Origin of the sequence: Rhizobium sp. 18055, assembly GCF_902706285.1 — a bacterium.
GTDB lineage: Bacteria > Pseudomonadota > Alphaproteobacteria > Rhizobiales > Rhizobiaceae > Rhizobium.
On the sequence record NZ_CACSKD010000002.1, the window covers coordinates 234,920 to 249,798 of the forward strand.

Genomic DNA, 14,879 nt, shown 5'->3' on the forward strand with positions numbered 1-14,879 from the left:
CCTGCCGGACAGCTGTGCCAGCCCCGCTTCAAGCCGCACAATTGCGGCCTGGATCCGTTCGGCGGTCATCACGGACACGAGGCAGAGCCTCGTGCCACAGCGGCATCGAAATCAGGTCAGATCGACGTCGAGGATCGCCATCGAGAAATTGTAGGAGCGGTCGCCGTCTTCGTCGTCGATGTAGACGACGCCCAGAAATTCCTCGCCCATGTAGACTTCAGCGGAATCGTTCTTGCGCGGACGTGCCTTGACGATCATTTCCGGGTTGAACGTGCGTTTGAAGTAGGCGTCGAGTTTCTTGATTTCTTCGGGCTTCACACTGCATCTCCTGCGCGGTCTCAATGGCCGCTTGTTGCATGGGAAAGACGGCCCTGTAAAGGCGGAGGGACGGATGCAAGGCCGCTTTCCCCGCCGTTGTTGGGGCCGTGATGTCGCTGGAGGCGACGCGAAAACGCCTAGATGTCGGCGCCGATCACCTGCTCCATGATCACCTGGTCCATGAGCCTCGATGGCTCCGAACAGCCGGCGGTTCCGACCACCTTGGCGGGCACGCCTGCCACCGTGGTTTTCGGCGGCACGGGCTTCAGCACGACCGAGCCTGCGGCGATGCGCGAGCACTGGCCGATCTCGATATTGCCGAGAATCTTGGCGCCGGCGCCGATCAGCACGCCGCTGGCAATCTTCGGATGCCGGTCCGCACCCTCCTTGCCGGTGCCGCCCAGCGTCACCCCATGCAGGATCGAGACATTATCGCCGATGACAGCCGTTTCGCCGACGACGAGGCCGGTCGCATGATCGAGGAAGATGCCGCGGCCGATGCGGGCCGCCGGGTTGATGTCGGTCTGGAACACGCTCGACGAGCGGCTCTGCAGATAGAGCGCAAGATCGCGGCGACCACGGTTGAGAAGCCAGTGAGCCAGCCGGTGGGTCTGCAGGGCGTGGAAGCCCTTGAAATAGAGCACAGCCTCCATGAAGCGCAGGCATGCCGGATCGCGATCGTAGATGGCCTGGATGTCGACGCGCAGGATGGCGCCCCATTCCGGCCAGTCTTCCAGCATCTGGTCGAAGGTCTGGCGCAGCAGGATCGCCTGCATGTCGGCATGATCGAGGCGCTCGCAGATGCGGTAGATCACGCATTCCTCGAGCGAACGGTGATTGAGCACGGTCGAATAGAGGAACGCCGCCAGCACCGGGTCGCTTTCGGCGGCAAGGCGCGCTTCTTCGCGCAGGCTATCCCAGATCGGGTCCATCGCCTTGAGCGAGCTTTGCGTCTCGAGAGAACGAATGTCTGTCTTTGCGACCATGCAAGGCCTCCTTCTCCGGTCCGGGTCTCCCGCTCAGGTGTCCCGTCCGTGTACTCGTCTGAATGTCACCCTATATAGGGCAAAATCCAACTGATATAAATGGGCCTGAGGAAACAGGTTTCCGCTATTTGCACGCAGTGGTGAACAATCATCCTCGACGCGGCTTATTTCATGCACCCATGGGTATCACCGATCAGCGACCCTGTCGTAGAAGTCGAGGACGGCTGACTTGAACACCTTGTCGCCCACCGCCAACATGTGGTCGCGGCCCGGTATATCAAGCGCGCTGGCGTCAGGCATCAAGGCCGCCAGTTCCTCGGCCGAGCCTGCGATGTCGTCCTTGGTGCCGACCGCGACCAGCGTCGGCGCCTCGATCCTGGCCATATCGCTTCGCTCGACCAGATCGCGCGAGCCCCTGATACAGGCGGCAAGCGCCTCGCGGTCGCTCTTCGTCTGCTCGGCAAAAGCGCGGAACATCCGGCCGCGGGCATGCGTCAAATCATCGATCGAGGGCGCAAGCAGCGCATCGGCGATCGGGTCCCAGTCGCCGACGCCATCGGTCATGCCGATGCCGAGGCCACCGAGCACCAGCGAGCGGACGCGATCGGGATGATTGAGCGCGGCGAACACCGAGATCCGCGCGCCCATGGAGTAGCCGATGAGATTGGCTTCAGCGATGCCGAGATGATCGAGCAGCGCGATCGAATCGCCAGCCATGATCCAGGGGCGATAGGCTTCGGAATCATGCGGCTTGTCGCTGGCGCCGTGCCCTCTGTTGTCCATGGCAATCACCCGGTAGCCGGCTTCGCCGAGCGTTTTCAGCCAGCCCGGATAGACCCAGTTGACGCTGGCAGTCGAGGCAAAGCCGTGGATCAGCAGCACCGGCACGCCGCTCGGATCGCCCTCGTCGAAATAGGAAAGGGTGAGACCGTCATGGGTGAAGGTGGAAAAGGTGGGCGTATTCAAGTTCATCGGGGCAGTCCTGTTTTGTCGGGACCATATTTTATCGGCCGGCCGACGGGAACCCCTGCCCCGACCAAAAACTCTGCGGCACGGCTCTCTTTGGCTCGACACATTTCGGACGACGCACTATAAGGTGCGCACGTTTTCAAAGGCATTCGGAGATCCCTCATGGCCGGTCACAACATTCCCCACTTCCAGAACGACGGCGGTCACCGCGTCATCGAAGTCGGCGTGAAGGAATTCATGTGCACGGGCGCCTCCAGCCCCTTCGACCATCCGCATATCTTCATCGATATGGGCGACGAAGACGAAAAGGTCTGTTCGTATTGCTCGACGCTGTACCGCTTCAACGGTGCGCTGAAGGCAACACAGACCAATCCGGCCGGTTGCGTCTTCCACTTCCAGGTCGCTTAAACCACCCAAAGCACAGATTGGATCGACCATGTTGGTCGAACATGCCGCCATCATCGGTGCGGGCGTCGCAGGCCTGACGGCTGCGTTGGCGCTGGCCAGGCATGGCATCAGTTCAGAGATTTTCGAACAGGCACCGGCGCTGACCGAAGTGGGCGCCGGCCTGCAGATTTCGCCGAACGCGGCGCGCATCCTCGACAGGCTCGGCATACTCGATCAACTGACGGCGATCTGGCTCGAACCGCAAACCATCCGGCTGATCTCCGGCACGTCGATGCATGAACTGGCAGCGGTGCCATCCGGGCGGGCTGCGCGTGCACGCTGGGATGCGCCCTATGGCGTGCTGCACCGCACCAGCCTGCAGGATGCGCTGCTCGACGCAGTCCGGAATGACCCGCTCTGCACGCTCAATCTTGGCGCCCGCATAGACGGCGGCGATCTCTCCGTGATGTCGCGCAAGGCTGAGGTGATCATCGGTGCCGATGGCGTCTGGTCGAAGGCGCGCGATCTGATCGCCGACAGCCCCTCTTCCCGCTTTTCCGGCAATATCGCCTATCGCTTCACCGTTTCTGCCGCCGATGCGCGGGGCATTCTCGACGGCAACAGCGTCTCGGCCTTCCTCGGCCCATCGGCACATCTGGTATGCTATCCGTTGCGGGAGAAGGACTGCTTCAACATCGTGGCGATCACCACAGGCCATGCTTCGTCGCGCGAATGGCTCGGCCAGCCGACGCAAGCGCAACGGCAGCAGCTGATGTCACGGTTTTCCCGATGGAACGCCTCGCTTCTGTCGCTCTTCGACAAGTCCGGTGAAATGACCTTTTGGCCGCTCTACGAGGCAACACGGGGCAAGTGGCAGAATGGGCGCGATACGGTGCTGATCGGCGATGCGGCGCATGCGATGATGCCATTTGCAGCCCAAGGGGCGGCGATGGCGATCGAGGATGCCTACGAGCTGGCATCGTTCCTGGCAAAGCGTCCGGCGGCGGAAGCGCTGCCGTTGTTTGAGGCGCACCGGGTGCCACGCATCAACCGTTTGCGCCAGCGCGGCGCGTTCAACCAGTTCGTCTATCACGCCCGTGGTCCATTGCGGATCGGGCGCGATATCGTCCTGTCTCTGAAGCCGCCGCAAAGTCTCGCGGCGGATCTCGACTGGATCTATGGCTATCGGGCCATCGACTGATCAGACCAGTTTTGCGGCCGCGAAACCGCGCTCGATATCGAGCTTGATATCGGCAACGTCCTCAAGCCCGATCTGCAGGCGAATGACCGGTCCCTCGGTCGGCGCCTTGGTGACGCGGCGGTCGCTGAGACCGACGTGAACGGCGAGGCTTTCGAAGCCACCCCAGGACCAGCCGAGGCCGAAGATCTGCAGCGCGTCGAGGAAGGCATGAGCCTTCGGCTTGAACGCCGCTGCAGTGTCGGCTTTCAGCACGAAGGAGAAGATGCCGCTGGCACCCTTGAAGTCGCGCTTCCACAGATCGTGACCGGGGAAGCTCGGCAGCGCCGGATGCAGGACGGCGGCGACATCGTCCCTGCCCTCAAGCCATTTGGCGATCGTCAGCGCGCTTTCGTAGTGACGCTCCAGACGCACGCCCATGGTGCGCAGGCCGCGCAGCACCTGATAGGCATCGTCCGGTGCGCCGCAGATGCCCAGCGTGATGTTGGCCTCGTGCAACTGCTGCCAGTGCCTGGCGTTGGCCGAAACCGTGCCCATCAGGATGTCGGAGTGGCCGGAAGGGTATTTGGTTGCCGCATGGATCGAGATATCGACACCGAAATCGAGCGGCCGGAAATAGACCGGCGTCGCCCAGGTATTATCCATCGTCACCACCGCGCCATGCTTGTGGGCGATGGCGGCAATGGCCGGAATGTCCTGCATTTCGAATGTGTTGGAGCCCGGCGCTTCGGTGTGGACCAGCCTGGTGTTCGGCTTGATCAGTGTCTCGATGGCGGCGCCGATGGTCGGATCGTAGTAATCGACCGTGACGCCAAGGCGCTTCAGCATGGTGTCGCAGAAAATCCGGGTCGGACCATAGACCGAATCGACCACCAGCGCATGATCGCCGGACGACAGGAATGCCAGAAACGGTACGGTGACGGCTGCCAGACCCGAGGGCACGAGGATCGTGCCGGCAGAGCCTTCCAGCGCATCGATCGCTTCGCAGAGCGCGTCGGTGGTCGGCGTTCCGCGTGTTCCGTAGGTGTATTTCTGTGCCCGTGTCTCCATCGCCCTGGCATTCGGAAACAGCACGGTCGAGGCATGGACGACGGGCGGATTGACGAAGCCATGATAGTCGGCGGGATCGTTGCCAAGGTGGGAAAGGCGGGTATTGATGCCCGCATTCTGCAGCAGGCCGTCTCTGTCTTTCATGTCTAAATAAGCCTTTGGAATGAACGCTCTTGGCGAAACTCTTGAACCGGTCTCCGGGCGGGGTCAACCCTGCTGGGAGGCCAGTGTGACTGGCCGTCCATGGGAACAACGGCAATTATCCAGATATATCAGTGAGATTCCGCGATTTTTTCGCCAAGCACTGCCTTTTGGGTGATCATCTGCTCATTTTGTGAGCCGCGCTCAGCAAATTGCCGAAATATCACGCAATCTTTCCGCGCGACACTTGACCATAGTGACATTTCCGACTGTGATAGAACCACTCGCGCCGGGAGGGTGCCGGGTCTTTTGGGGGGTCTGCATGCTTCTGCCGGCGCTCCCACAATAAAAGATAAGACAACGGAAAAAGGTTGGGAAAAATGAAGATTAAGCTTCTGTCGGTCGCCATTGGCGCAGCAGTTTTCGCACTTGGCGCTTCGGCTGCTTCGGCGACGACGCTCGGAGACGTAAAAGCAAAGGGTTTCGTTCAGTGCGGCGTCAACACCGGTCTCACCGGTTTTGCGGCCCCTGACGCTTCCGGCAACTGGGCCGGTTTCGACGTCGATTTCTGCAAAGCCGTTGCATCTGCCGTTTTCGGCGATCCGACCAAGGTAAAGTACACGCCGACCAACGCCAAGGAGCGCTTCACGGCGCTGCAGTCCGGCGAAATCGACCTTCTGTCGCGTAACACGACATGGACGATCAACCGCGACACCGCACTCGGCTTCAACTTCCGCCCGATCACCTATTACGACGGTCAGGGCTTCATGGTCCGCAAGGGCCTGAACGTGAAGTCGGCTCTCGAACTCTCCGGCGCCGCGATTTGCGTCCAGTCGGGCACCACGACCGAACTCAACCTCGCAGACTACTTCAAGGCCAACAACCTCCAGTACAATCCGGTGGTTTTCGAAAAGCTCGAAGAAGTCAACGCTGCCTATGATTCCGGCCGTTGCGACGTCTACACCACCGACCAGTCGGGCCTCTACTCGCTGCGCCTGACCCTGAAGAACCCAGACGAGCACATCATCCTTCCGGAGATCATCTCCAAGGAGCCGCTCGGCCCGGCCGTTCGCCAGGGCGACGACCAGTGGTTCGACATCGTTTCCTGGACGTTCTACGCGCTGATCAATGCTGAAGAGTTCGGCATCACCCAGGCCAACGTCGATGAGATGAAGAACTCGCCGAACCCTGACGTGAAGCGCTTCCTCGGCTCTGAAACGGACACCAAGATCGGTACCGATCTCGGCCTGACCAACGATTGGGCTGCAAACGTCGTCAAGGGCGTCGGCAACTACGGCGAAATCTTCGAACGCAACATCGGTCAGGGAAGCCCGCTCAAGATCGCACGCGGCCTGAATTCGCTGTGGAACAAGGGCGGCATCCAGTACGCACCTCCGGTTCGTTAATCGAACCCCGCACGAAAGCCCGGAAAGGCGGTCAAACCGCCTTTCCCTCTTCCAAAAAAGAAAGCCCGAAAACGGGTACAAGGGGAATGGCTCGGCATGGCGCAAGAGGCGGCTCACACCACACCTATATCTGAAAGCGGCTGGAACTTCCGGTCGGCACTGTACGACCCGAAATATCGGGGCATATTCTTCCAGGCCCTGACCATCGTGGTCCTCGTCGGCCTCGTCTGGTGGGTTGCCCACAATACCGCGGCCAATCTGGCACGCAGCAACACGGCATCCGGCTTCGGCTTCCTGCGCGGTCGCGCGGGTTTTGAAGTCGGCCAGTCGCTCATTCCGTATTCCAGCGATTCGACCTATTCCCGCGCACTCGTCGTCGGCATCCTGAACACGTTGCTGGTGGCAGTCACCGGCATCATCACGGCCACCATCATCGGCTTCATCGTCGGCATCGGCCGCCTGTCGCACAACTGGCTGATCGCAAAGCTCTGCCAGGTCTACGTCGAAGTGTTTCGCAACATTCCGCCGCTGCTGGTCATCTTCTTCTGGTATTCCGGCGTTCTCGCCGTGTTGCCGCAGCCGCGTGAATCGCTGCATCTGCCATTCGACATGTTCCTCAACAACCGCGGCCTCGCCTTCCCGCGGCCGGTGTTCGAGAGCGGCATGCTGGCTGTTCTCATCGCATTGGTCGTCGCCATCGTCGCCGTGGTCTTCACGGCGCGCTGGGCCCACAAGCGGCAGATGGCGACCGGTCAGCCGTTCCACACCATCTGGGTATCGATCGGTATTCTCATCGGCCTGCCGTTGCTGGCATTCCTGGTGACCGGCATGCCGATGTCGTTCGACGTGCCGGTTGCCGGCAAGTTCAACCTGACCGGCGGCTCCGTCATCGGCCCGGAATTCATGTCGCTCTTTTTGGCATTGTCCTTCTACACCGCATCGTTCATCGCCGAGATTGTTCGTGGCGGTATTCGCGGCGTTGCCAAGGGACAGTCGGAGGCTGCCGGCGCGCTCGGCCTGCACCCTTCCAGCGTCACGCGGCTGGTGATCGTGCCGCAAGCGATGCGCATCATCATTCCGCCGCTGACGAGCCAATATCTCAACCTGACGAAAAATTCGTCGCTGGCGATCGCCATCGGCTTCTCCGATCTGGTCGCCGTCGGCGGCACGATCATGAACCAGAGCGGCCAGGCAATCGAGATCGTCTGCATCTGGGGCATCGTCTATCTCAGTCTCAGCATTCTCACCTCGCTGTTCATGAACTGGTTCAACGCCAAGATGGCACTGGTGGAGAGATAAGATGTCGGTATCCAATCATTCCTTCGTCAGAACCGAAATTCTGGCTCCCGAACCTGCTCCCGCAGGCGAAAAGGGCGCGAACGCCTGGATTCGAAAGAACCTGCTGGCCACCCCCAAGGACGTCGTGCTGACGGTCCTGGCGCTGGCCCTGCTCGTCTGGTCGGTGCCGCATATCGTCAACTGGCTGTTTATCCAGGCGGTCTGGTCCGGTCCCGACCGCACCTTCTGCGCCACCACCGTTCAGGGCGGCATTCAACCGGATGGCTGGAGCGGCGCCTGCTGGGCGTTCGTGAGCGCCAAGTACGACCAGTTCCTGTTCGGCCGCTTTCCACTCACAGAGCGCTGGCGCCCGACCATCGTCGGCATCCTGTTCGTGCTGTTGCTGGTTCCGATGCTGATCCCGTCGGCACCACGCAAGGGCCTGAACGGCATCCTTTTGTTCCTCGTCCTGCCGTTCGTGGCCTTCTGGCTGCTTTACGGCGGCCTGGGTCTGGAAGTGGTCGAAACATCGCTCTGGGGCGGCCTGATGGTCACCCTGATCCTGTCCTTCGTGGCCATTGCGGTCTCGTTCCCCTTCGGCATCATGCTGGCGCTGGGACGGCGTTCGAAGATGCCCGTCATCCGCATGGTCTGCGTCTCGTTCATCGAGATCATCCGTGGCGTGCCGCTGATCACCGTTCTGTTCATGGCCAGCGTCATGCTGCCGCTGTTCCTGCCGACCGGCTGGACCGTCGACAAGCTGCTGCGCGCCCTGATCGGGGTGTCGATCTTCACCTCGGCCTATATGGCGGAAGTCATCCGCGGCGGCCTGCAGGCCATTCCGAAGGGCCAGTTCGAAGGAGCGGATTCGCTCGGTCTCGGCTACTGGCAGAAGACGCGGCTGATCATCATGCCGCAGGCGATCAAGCTGGTCATTCCAAGCATCGTCAACACCTTTATCGGCACCTTCAAGGATACCTCGCTGGTGTCGATCATCGGCATGTTCGACCTGCTCGGTATCGTCCGCCTCAACTTCTCCGACGCCAACTGGGCCAGCGCCGTGACGCCGCTGACCGGGCTGATCTTCGCCGGCTTCGTGTTCTGGCTGTTCTGCTTCGGCATGTCGCGCTATTCAGGCTTCATGGAACGCCATCTCGATACCGGCCACAAACGATAAAAGTGAGGACATAAACATGGCTGAGCCCAAAAAACTCAACGTCTCCGCAACGGAAGTCGCGATCGAGATCGTCAACATGAACAAGTGGTACGGCGATTTCCACGTTCTGCGCGACATCAACCTCAAAGTGATGAACGGCGAGCGCATCGTCATCGCCGGCCCCTCCGGCTCAGGCAAGTCGACGATGATCCGCTGCATCAACCGTCTGGAAGAGCACCAGAAGGGACATATCCTGGTCGATGGCACGGAATTGACGAACGACCTGAAGAAGATCGACGAAGTCCGTCGCGAAGTTGGCATGGTGTTCCAGCACTTCAACCTGTTCCCGCATCTGACGATCCTGGAGAACTGCACGCTGGCGCCGATCTGGGTGCGCAAGATGCCGAAGAAGCAGGCGGAAGAAGTCGCCATGCATTTCCTCAAGCGCGTCAAGATTCCCGAGCAGGCCAACAAGTATCCGGGCCAGCTTTCCGGCGGCCAGCAGCAGCGCGTGGCGATTGCCCGCTCGCTGTGCATGAACCCGAAGATCATGCTGTTCGACGAGCCGACCTCGGCGCTCGATCCTGAAATGATCAAGGAAGTGCTCGACACCATGGTCGGTCTTGCCGAAGAGGGCATGACAATGCTGTGCGTGACCCACGAAATGGGCTTTGCCCGCCAAGTCGCCAACCGCGTCATCTTCATGGACCAGGGCCAGATCGTCGAGCAGAATTCGCCGGCCGAATTCTTCGACAATCCGCAGCACGAGCGCACCAAACTGTTCCTCAGCCAGATCCTGCACTAGGATTTTGGTGCCCATCGGCGGCCGCTGGGTTGCAGAGTTTGATCTGAAATTAACTGCTCGTTGCCACTGGCCGCGAGCAGTCTTCGTTTGATATCGATGCTACACTATCGCCAATTCATACAGGCCTTGTGAAGCCGGAGGTTATGAACGCATGCTCCATCATGTCTCGTTTGGGGTGACAGACATCGAGCGCTCGGCATCATTCTACGATGCCGTTCTGTCGGCCCTCGGTTATGCGCGCGTTTGGGAGGATATCCGGCCAGGAGAAGCAGATCAGGCTGTCGGCTATGGCTTGCCAGGTGGTGGCGACAAGTTCGCTATCAAGCTCTGCCCGGTAGAACAAAGACCACCGGGCCCCGGCTTTCATCTCGCCCTTGCAGCTCCAAACAGGCGTGCCGTCGTCAGCTTTCATGAAGCCGGCATCGCTCACGGAGGGTCCGACAATGGCAGCCCGGATCTGCGCGTGCATTACGGACCGAACTATTTTGCCGCCTTCGTCATAGACCCGGACGGCCATCACCTGGAGGCCGTTTGCAACGGTGTCGAGCCGTCGGAAGATCAATCATCACGCATGGCGCCTACCTAACAACGACAAGGCACCACTCCAGACGAAAAAGGCCCCGCTGATGCGAGGCCCTCGTAATGGTCGAACACGGAGACCGATCAAATCTTCAGCTTGGCGTTGCAGAGGCTGTAGAAACCGCCGCCCTTCTGGATCCACTTCAGGCCGTTCAGCGTGTTGGCATCCTTGTTGACGTGGTAGGAATCGACGCAGGTGTGCATGCGGCCCTTGCCGGGGGTTTCCTTGGCGTATTTCGGCGCAATCGCCGCCGGGAAGGTGACGCCCTTCGGTGCCGTCATCGTCGGCTTTTCCGGTTCTTCGCCGGTCGCCATCGTCACATCAGGCTCGGCGGTCGCATCGGCGCCGCACTGTGCCTTGCGGAAATCGTTCCACTTCAGATCCTTGGCCGATCCGTCGGCCTGCGCCGATTTGTACTTGGCGCTGCACTCTTTCATCGTGAGTGCCGCGGAGGGCGTTGCGAAGGCCAGAGCGCCCAGCAGCGAAACGGAAGCAAGAAGTGTCAAATGCTTGATCATGGCCATTCCTCCAACGCCTAATATGCAGGCTAAGGCACTATTATTCCCGGCAATTTTGTTGTCAACGCGGCATTTCGGGTGGCGCTGCATAATTCTTCGCGGCCTATCGCCCCGCACGGTCGCGCGCAACGTCGGCGCGGCAGCCCGGCTGCGATCCCCTATTGTCCTTCCGTCCCGTCGCCACCGGGTGTATGGTCCCGGCTGCTGGTTCTTCCCTGCATTTTAATGGAGGACGACATGCGCCAACCCGACATGCAAAAAGTGGATGCCCTCGTCGGCCGACTGGTCGGCGATATCGGCGCCGCCGTATCCGGCTCCCTCGTGGTGCTCGGCGACGACGTCGGCCTGTTCAAGGCGATGGCCGACGGCAAGCCCGTGACCGCCGCCGAGCTCTCCCGGACCACCGCCGTCAAGGAGCGATATCTTCGCGAATGGCTCTCGGCGCTCGCGGCTGCCGACTACCTCACCTACGACGAAAAGACCGACCGCTTCCACCTGTCGCCGGAGCAGGCGCTGGTGTTTGCCGAAGAGGACAGCCCCGCCTTCTTCACCGGCGCGTTCCAGCTGGTGCAGGCGATGTGGACCGACGAGCCCAAGGTGGCCGAGGCCTTTCGCACCGGCAACGGCCTCGGCTGGCACGAGCACAGCAAGTGCCTGTTTCGCGGCACCGAGCGCTTCTTCCGCACCGGCTACAACAACAGCCTGGTTTCCGAGTGGATTCCGGCGCTGAAGGGTGTGGAGGCCAGGCTGAAGGCCGGCGCCAAGGTTGCCGACGTCGGCTGCGGACACGGCAGTTCGACCATCCTGATGGCCAAGGCCTACCCGGCCTCGTCTTTCGTCGGCTACGACTATCACATGCCGTCGATCGAACGCGCCAGGGCCGCCGCCAAGGAGGCCGGTGTTTCCGATCGCGTCAGCTTCGAGCAGGCCACGGCCGCAAGCTTCCCGGCCGGGCGACGTTACGACCTGATCGCCATGTTCGACTGCCTGCATGACATGGGCGATCCTGTCGGTGCCGGAAAGCATGTGAAAGAGGCATTGGCGCCTGACGGTACCTGGATGATCGTCGAGCCGTTCGCGCACGACAAGTTGCAGGACAATCTCAATCCGGTCGGGCGGGTCTATTACGGGGCCTCGACGATGATCTGCACGCCCGCCTCGATGTCGCAGGAAGTCGGGCTGGCCCTCGGCGCGCAGGCCGGCGAAACCCGGTTGCGCAAGGTGGCGCTCGATGCCGGGTTCACGCATTTCCACCGCGCCACCGAGACACCGTTCAACATGGTGTTTGAAGTACGCGCTTGAACAGACGGCGATATCAGGCGTTTCGCGAACCGGAAACACGTCAATAACGATGAAAATACCAATGAACTATCAACATGATAGGGAAAACATCAGCACATCGTGACTTTTCTTCGTTTTGCCGCTTGCGGGATTTCAAAGGCCTGATTATAAGGGCGCCACCACGAAGGAAGCGCCCTTCGTCTATCGGTTAGGACACCAGATTTTCATTCTGGGAAGAGGGGTTCGACTCCCCTAGGGCGTACCACTTCTCTCAATTTTCCCTGACATCATGACATTGCCGAGCTGATCGTTTGTCCCTATTTAAGGATGTGCGACGCGCCCTTCGTCTATCGGTCAGGACGACAGATTCTCATTCTGTAAAGAGGGGTTCAACTCCCCTAGCAGGCTGTTGAAAAAGGCCCTGGCGTCAAGACTTTGGTCGTGATTCACTGGCTTTGTCTAGATTCGGAGTTGATGGATGCGCGGCGGCGATGTGAGGACGGGTCAACTCTTCAGCTATGTCGATCTGGAGGATCGTGTTCGTCGTGATCATCCGCTGCGGGCAATCCGGCAGATCGTGAACGACGCGCTCGTTTTGCTGGAACGGGAGTTTGCAGCGCTCTATTCACCGATCGGGCGGCCATCGATCGCGCCTGAGAAGCTTCTGCGCGCCATGCTTTTGCAAGCCTTCTATTCGATCCGTTCTGAGCGGCTTTTGATGGAACGGCTGGAATACGACCTTCTGTTCCGCTGGTTTGTGGACATTGGCATTGACGATCCAGCTTGGAACCATTCGGTGTTTTCGAAGAACCGCGACCGGTTGCTGGAAGGCGACATCGCCGCGAAGTTCCTGGGTGCGATCCTTTCGCAGCCCAAGGTAAAGCGGCTGTTGTCAACGGACCACTTCTCTGTCGATGGCACGCTGATCGAAGCCTGGGCGTCGATGAAGAGCTTCAAGCCGAAGGACAGCTCGGGCGAACCACCATCGGATGGCGGCGGTCGGAATGTGGAAGCAGACTTTCATGGCGAAAGGCGTTCCAACGAGACGCATGCTTCAACGACCGACCCGGATGCAAGGCTTTATAAGAAGGGTAAAGGCAAGGAGGCCAAGCTGTGCTTCATGGGGCACGGGCTGATGGAAAACCGCCATGGCCTGCTGGTCGATGCCCATCTGACAGAGGCCAGCGGATATGCTGAACGGGTAGCGGCGCTGCACATGATCGAACCCTTTGCTGACCGATCACAAGCGATCACTCTGGGTGCCGACAAGGCCTATGACACAAGAGACTTCGTCAAAGATTTGCGGTCGATGAAGGTGACGCCCCATGTGGCGCAGAACGTCAATGGTCGCCGCTCGGCCATTGACGGGCGCACGACGCGCCATTCTGGCTATGGGGTCAGTTTGCGCATCCGCAAGCGCATCGAGGAGGCGTTCGGCTGGATCAAGACCGTCGCGGGGCAGGACAAGACGAAGTTCCGTGGCCGCGACCGCGTCGGATGGGCCTTCACCTTCGCGGCCGCCGCTTATGATCTGGTGCGGTTACCGAAACTGATGACGGTGTCGTCATGAGCGCGGCTTCAAACTGCCGCCTGATTGGCCGCTGGCGGATCGTCGAGGCCGATCTATGGGATCGGGATTATCTCGACCTGGTTGAGCCTGCCGCAATCACCATCGGGCTCGACGGTCATGGCGAAATCGCCTTCGGCGCGATGCAAGCGACGCTCGATCTCGGATACAACAAGTCCGTGGTCTCTTTCACATGGTCCGGATTTGACGAAATGGACGAGGTCTCCGGTGACGGTCATGCCGAACTGCTCGACGATGACTCGATCGAGATCACTTTCGCGTACCACAATGGCGACGAGGCCGTGCTGAAGGCCAAACCAGAGACTTCTTCAACAGCCTGCTAGGGCGTACCAACCCGTATAGACGCAGTCGCTGTCGCGCCTGCGCCTCTGTTTCATACATAAACCACTCAATCCCGATAGTGCGGCTCCTCGGCATCCAGCATCCGCTTGATCGCCTCCAGATGCAGCCGCGCCGATTCGGGGTCGCCTTCGCGCATCTGCTGGTAAGCGGCCTCGGCAATCTCGGACGCGACCGGCAGCACCTGGCGGCCGGTGGACAGTGCCAGGGTCTGCACGTGGCAGGCGCGTTCGAGGTAGTAGAGGTCGTCCCAGGCTTCTGCGATATTCGGGGCCAGCACCATGACGCCGTGGTGCTTCATGAAGACGATGTCGGCATCGCCGATGGCAGCGGCAATGCGGTCGCCCTCGCGCTCGTCCAGCGCCAGGCCGTTGTAATTGCGGTCGTAGGCAGTGCGGCCGTAGAATTTCAGTGCGGTCTGGCCGGCGAAGATCAGCGGGTCGCCTTCGGTCATCGACAGCGCCGTGGCGTAGGGCATGTGGGTGTGGAAAGCGACGCGGGCGCGTGGCACCTGCTTGTGGATGCGGGCATGGATGTAGAAGGCGGTTGCCTCGGGCGCACCTTCGCCGGCGACGACATTGCCGTGAAAATCGCAGATCAGCAACTTCGATGCCGTCAACTCGCGGAAAGCATAGCCGTAGGGATTGACGATGAAGAGATCGTCATAGCCGGGCACCAGCGCCGAGAAGTGATTGCAGATCCCCTCCTCCAGCCCATAGCGCGCCGCCATGCGGAAACAGGCCGCCAGATCGGCGCGGGCCTGCCAGACTTCCTCGCCATCGAGATCCGGCTGGTTCGGGCCGGAGCGGTCGGTTGCGGTGGATGATGTGTTGAGGGAATGCGCCATATCTATACTCCAAGGCATTTTTTGTCAGGTTT

General features: G+C 60.6%; 16 protein-coding genes and 2 tRNA genes. 12 read left to right on the forward strand and 6 right to left on the reverse strand.

The features are described 5' to 3' along the window. Positions 1-111: 111 nt before the first annotated feature. From GVL52_RS04640 to GVL52_RS04650, 3 genes are all read right to left on the reverse strand, one after another. Complete coding sequence (locus GVL52_RS04640; RefSeq protein WP_160004331.1) at positions 112-318, reverse strand: DUF3126 family protein; 207 nt, start codon at positions 316-318, stop codon at positions 112-114. Between the two features lie 137 nt (positions 319-455). Beyond that, positions 456-1,304 carry a serine O-acetyltransferase gene (gene cysE, locus GVL52_RS04645; protein WP_160004333.1) on the reverse strand — a complete coding sequence of 283 codons (849 nt, stop codon included), beginning with the start codon at positions 1,302-1,304 and terminating at the stop codon, positions 456-458. A 186-nt stretch (positions 1,305-1,490) separates the two neighbouring features. Next, positions 1,491-2,276, reverse strand: coding sequence for an alpha/beta fold hydrolase (locus tag GVL52_RS04650; protein ID WP_160004335.1), 786 nt, complete (start codon positions 2,274-2,276; stop codon positions 1,491-1,493). A gap of 159 nt (positions 2,277-2,435) precedes the next feature. On the opposite strand from GVL52_RS04650, the gene GVL52_RS04655 reads away from it, so the two are divergent. Together GVL52_RS04655 and GVL52_RS04660 are read left to right on the forward strand one after the other, a co-directional pair. Continuing rightward, positions 2,436-2,681, forward strand: coding sequence for a zinc-finger domain-containing protein (locus GVL52_RS04655; RefSeq protein ID WP_160004337.1), 246 nt, complete (start codon positions 2,436-2,438; stop codon positions 2,679-2,681). A gap of 28 nt (positions 2,682-2,709) precedes the next feature. After that, positions 2,710-3,861, forward strand: a complete 1,152-nt coding sequence (locus tag GVL52_RS04660; protein ID WP_160004339.1) for an FAD-dependent monooxygenase — start codon at positions 2,710-2,712, stop codon at positions 3,859-3,861. Here the strand turns inward: GVL52_RS04660 and GVL52_RS04665 are convergent, their stop codons facing one another. Next, on the reverse strand, positions 3,862-5,052 hold the full coding sequence (locus tag GVL52_RS04665; protein ID WP_160004341.1) for a cystathionine beta-lyase: 1,191 nt from the start codon (positions 5,050-5,052) through the stop codon (positions 3,862-3,864). It abuts the gene before it with no gap. Positions 5,053-5,429: 377 nt separating this feature from the next. Between GVL52_RS04665 and GVL52_RS04670 the strand changes: the two genes are divergently transcribed. From GVL52_RS04670 to GVL52_RS04690, 5 genes are all read left to right on the forward strand, one after another. After that, a complete protein-coding gene (locus GVL52_RS04670) occupies positions 5,430-6,455 on the forward strand; it encodes an amino acid ABC transporter substrate-binding protein (RefSeq protein ID WP_160004343.1) in 1,026 nt (341 codons plus the stop codon). 96 nt (positions 6,456-6,551) lie between these two features. Then, on the forward strand, positions 6,552-7,754 hold the full coding sequence (locus GVL52_RS04675) for an amino acid ABC transporter permease (RefSeq protein WP_160004345.1): 1,203 nt from the start codon (positions 6,552-6,554) through the stop codon (positions 7,752-7,754). A gap of 1 nt (position 7,755) precedes the next feature. Beyond that, complete coding sequence (locus GVL52_RS04680) at positions 7,756-8,910, forward strand: amino acid ABC transporter permease (RefSeq protein WP_160004346.1); 1,155 nt, start codon at positions 7,756-7,758, stop codon at positions 8,908-8,910. Between the two features lie 16 nt (positions 8,911-8,926). Beyond that, positions 8,927-9,694 (forward strand): amino acid ABC transporter ATP-binding protein, encoded by a 768-nt coding sequence (locus GVL52_RS04685; RefSeq protein ID WP_160004348.1) that lies wholly within the window; start codon positions 8,927-8,929, stop codon positions 9,692-9,694. Between the two features lie 151 nt (positions 9,695-9,845). Continuing rightward, entirely contained in the window at positions 9,846-10,280 is a 435-nt protein-coding gene (locus GVL52_RS04690; RefSeq protein ID WP_160004350.1) for a VOC family protein, read from the forward strand. 77 nt (positions 10,281-10,357) lie between these two features. On the opposite strand, the gene GVL52_RS04695 is transcribed toward GVL52_RS04690, so the two are convergent. Next, entirely contained in the window at positions 10,358-10,792 is a 435-nt protein-coding gene (locus tag GVL52_RS04695; protein WP_160004352.1) for a hypothetical protein, read from the reverse strand. A gap of 237 nt (positions 10,793-11,029) precedes the next feature. Here GVL52_RS04695 and GVL52_RS04700 point away from each other — a divergent pair, with 237 nt between their 5' ends. The 5 genes from GVL52_RS04700 to GVL52_RS04720 all read left to right on the forward strand — a co-directional run bounded on the left by GVL52_RS04700 (position 11,030) and on the right by GVL52_RS04720 (position 13,984). Continuing rightward, positions 11,030-12,094 carry a trans-aconitate 2-methyltransferase gene (locus GVL52_RS04700; RefSeq protein WP_160004354.1) on the forward strand — a complete coding sequence of 355 codons (1,065 nt, stop codon included), beginning with the start codon at positions 11,030-11,032 and terminating at the stop codon, positions 12,092-12,094. Positions 12,095-12,263: 169 nt separating this feature from the next. Continuing rightward, positions 12,264-12,338: transfer RNA gene (locus GVL52_RS04705), tRNA-Glu, on the forward strand. 73 nt (positions 12,339-12,411) lie between these two features. Next, positions 12,412-12,481: transfer RNA gene (locus GVL52_RS04710), tRNA-Glu, on the forward strand. A gap of 70 nt (positions 12,482-12,551) precedes the next feature. Further along, positions 12,552-13,643 carry an IS5 family transposase gene (locus GVL52_RS04715; protein ID WP_160004356.1) on the forward strand — a complete coding sequence of 364 codons (1,092 nt, stop codon included), beginning with the start codon at positions 12,552-12,554 and terminating at the stop codon, positions 13,641-13,643. After that, a complete protein-coding gene (locus GVL52_RS04720) occupies positions 13,640-13,984 on the forward strand; it encodes a hypothetical protein (RefSeq protein ID WP_160004358.1) in 345 nt (114 codons plus the stop codon). The genes GVL52_RS04715 and GVL52_RS04720 overlap by 4 nt, the downstream gene beginning before the upstream one ends. Positions 13,985-14,049: 65 nt before the next feature. Here the strand turns inward: GVL52_RS04720 and GVL52_RS04725 are convergent, their stop codons facing one another. Next, positions 14,050-14,847 carry an aldolase gene (locus tag GVL52_RS04725; RefSeq protein WP_160004360.1) on the reverse strand — a complete coding sequence of 266 codons (798 nt, stop codon included), beginning with the start codon at positions 14,845-14,847 and terminating at the stop codon, positions 14,050-14,052. Positions 14,848-14,879: the final 32 nt, after the last annotated feature.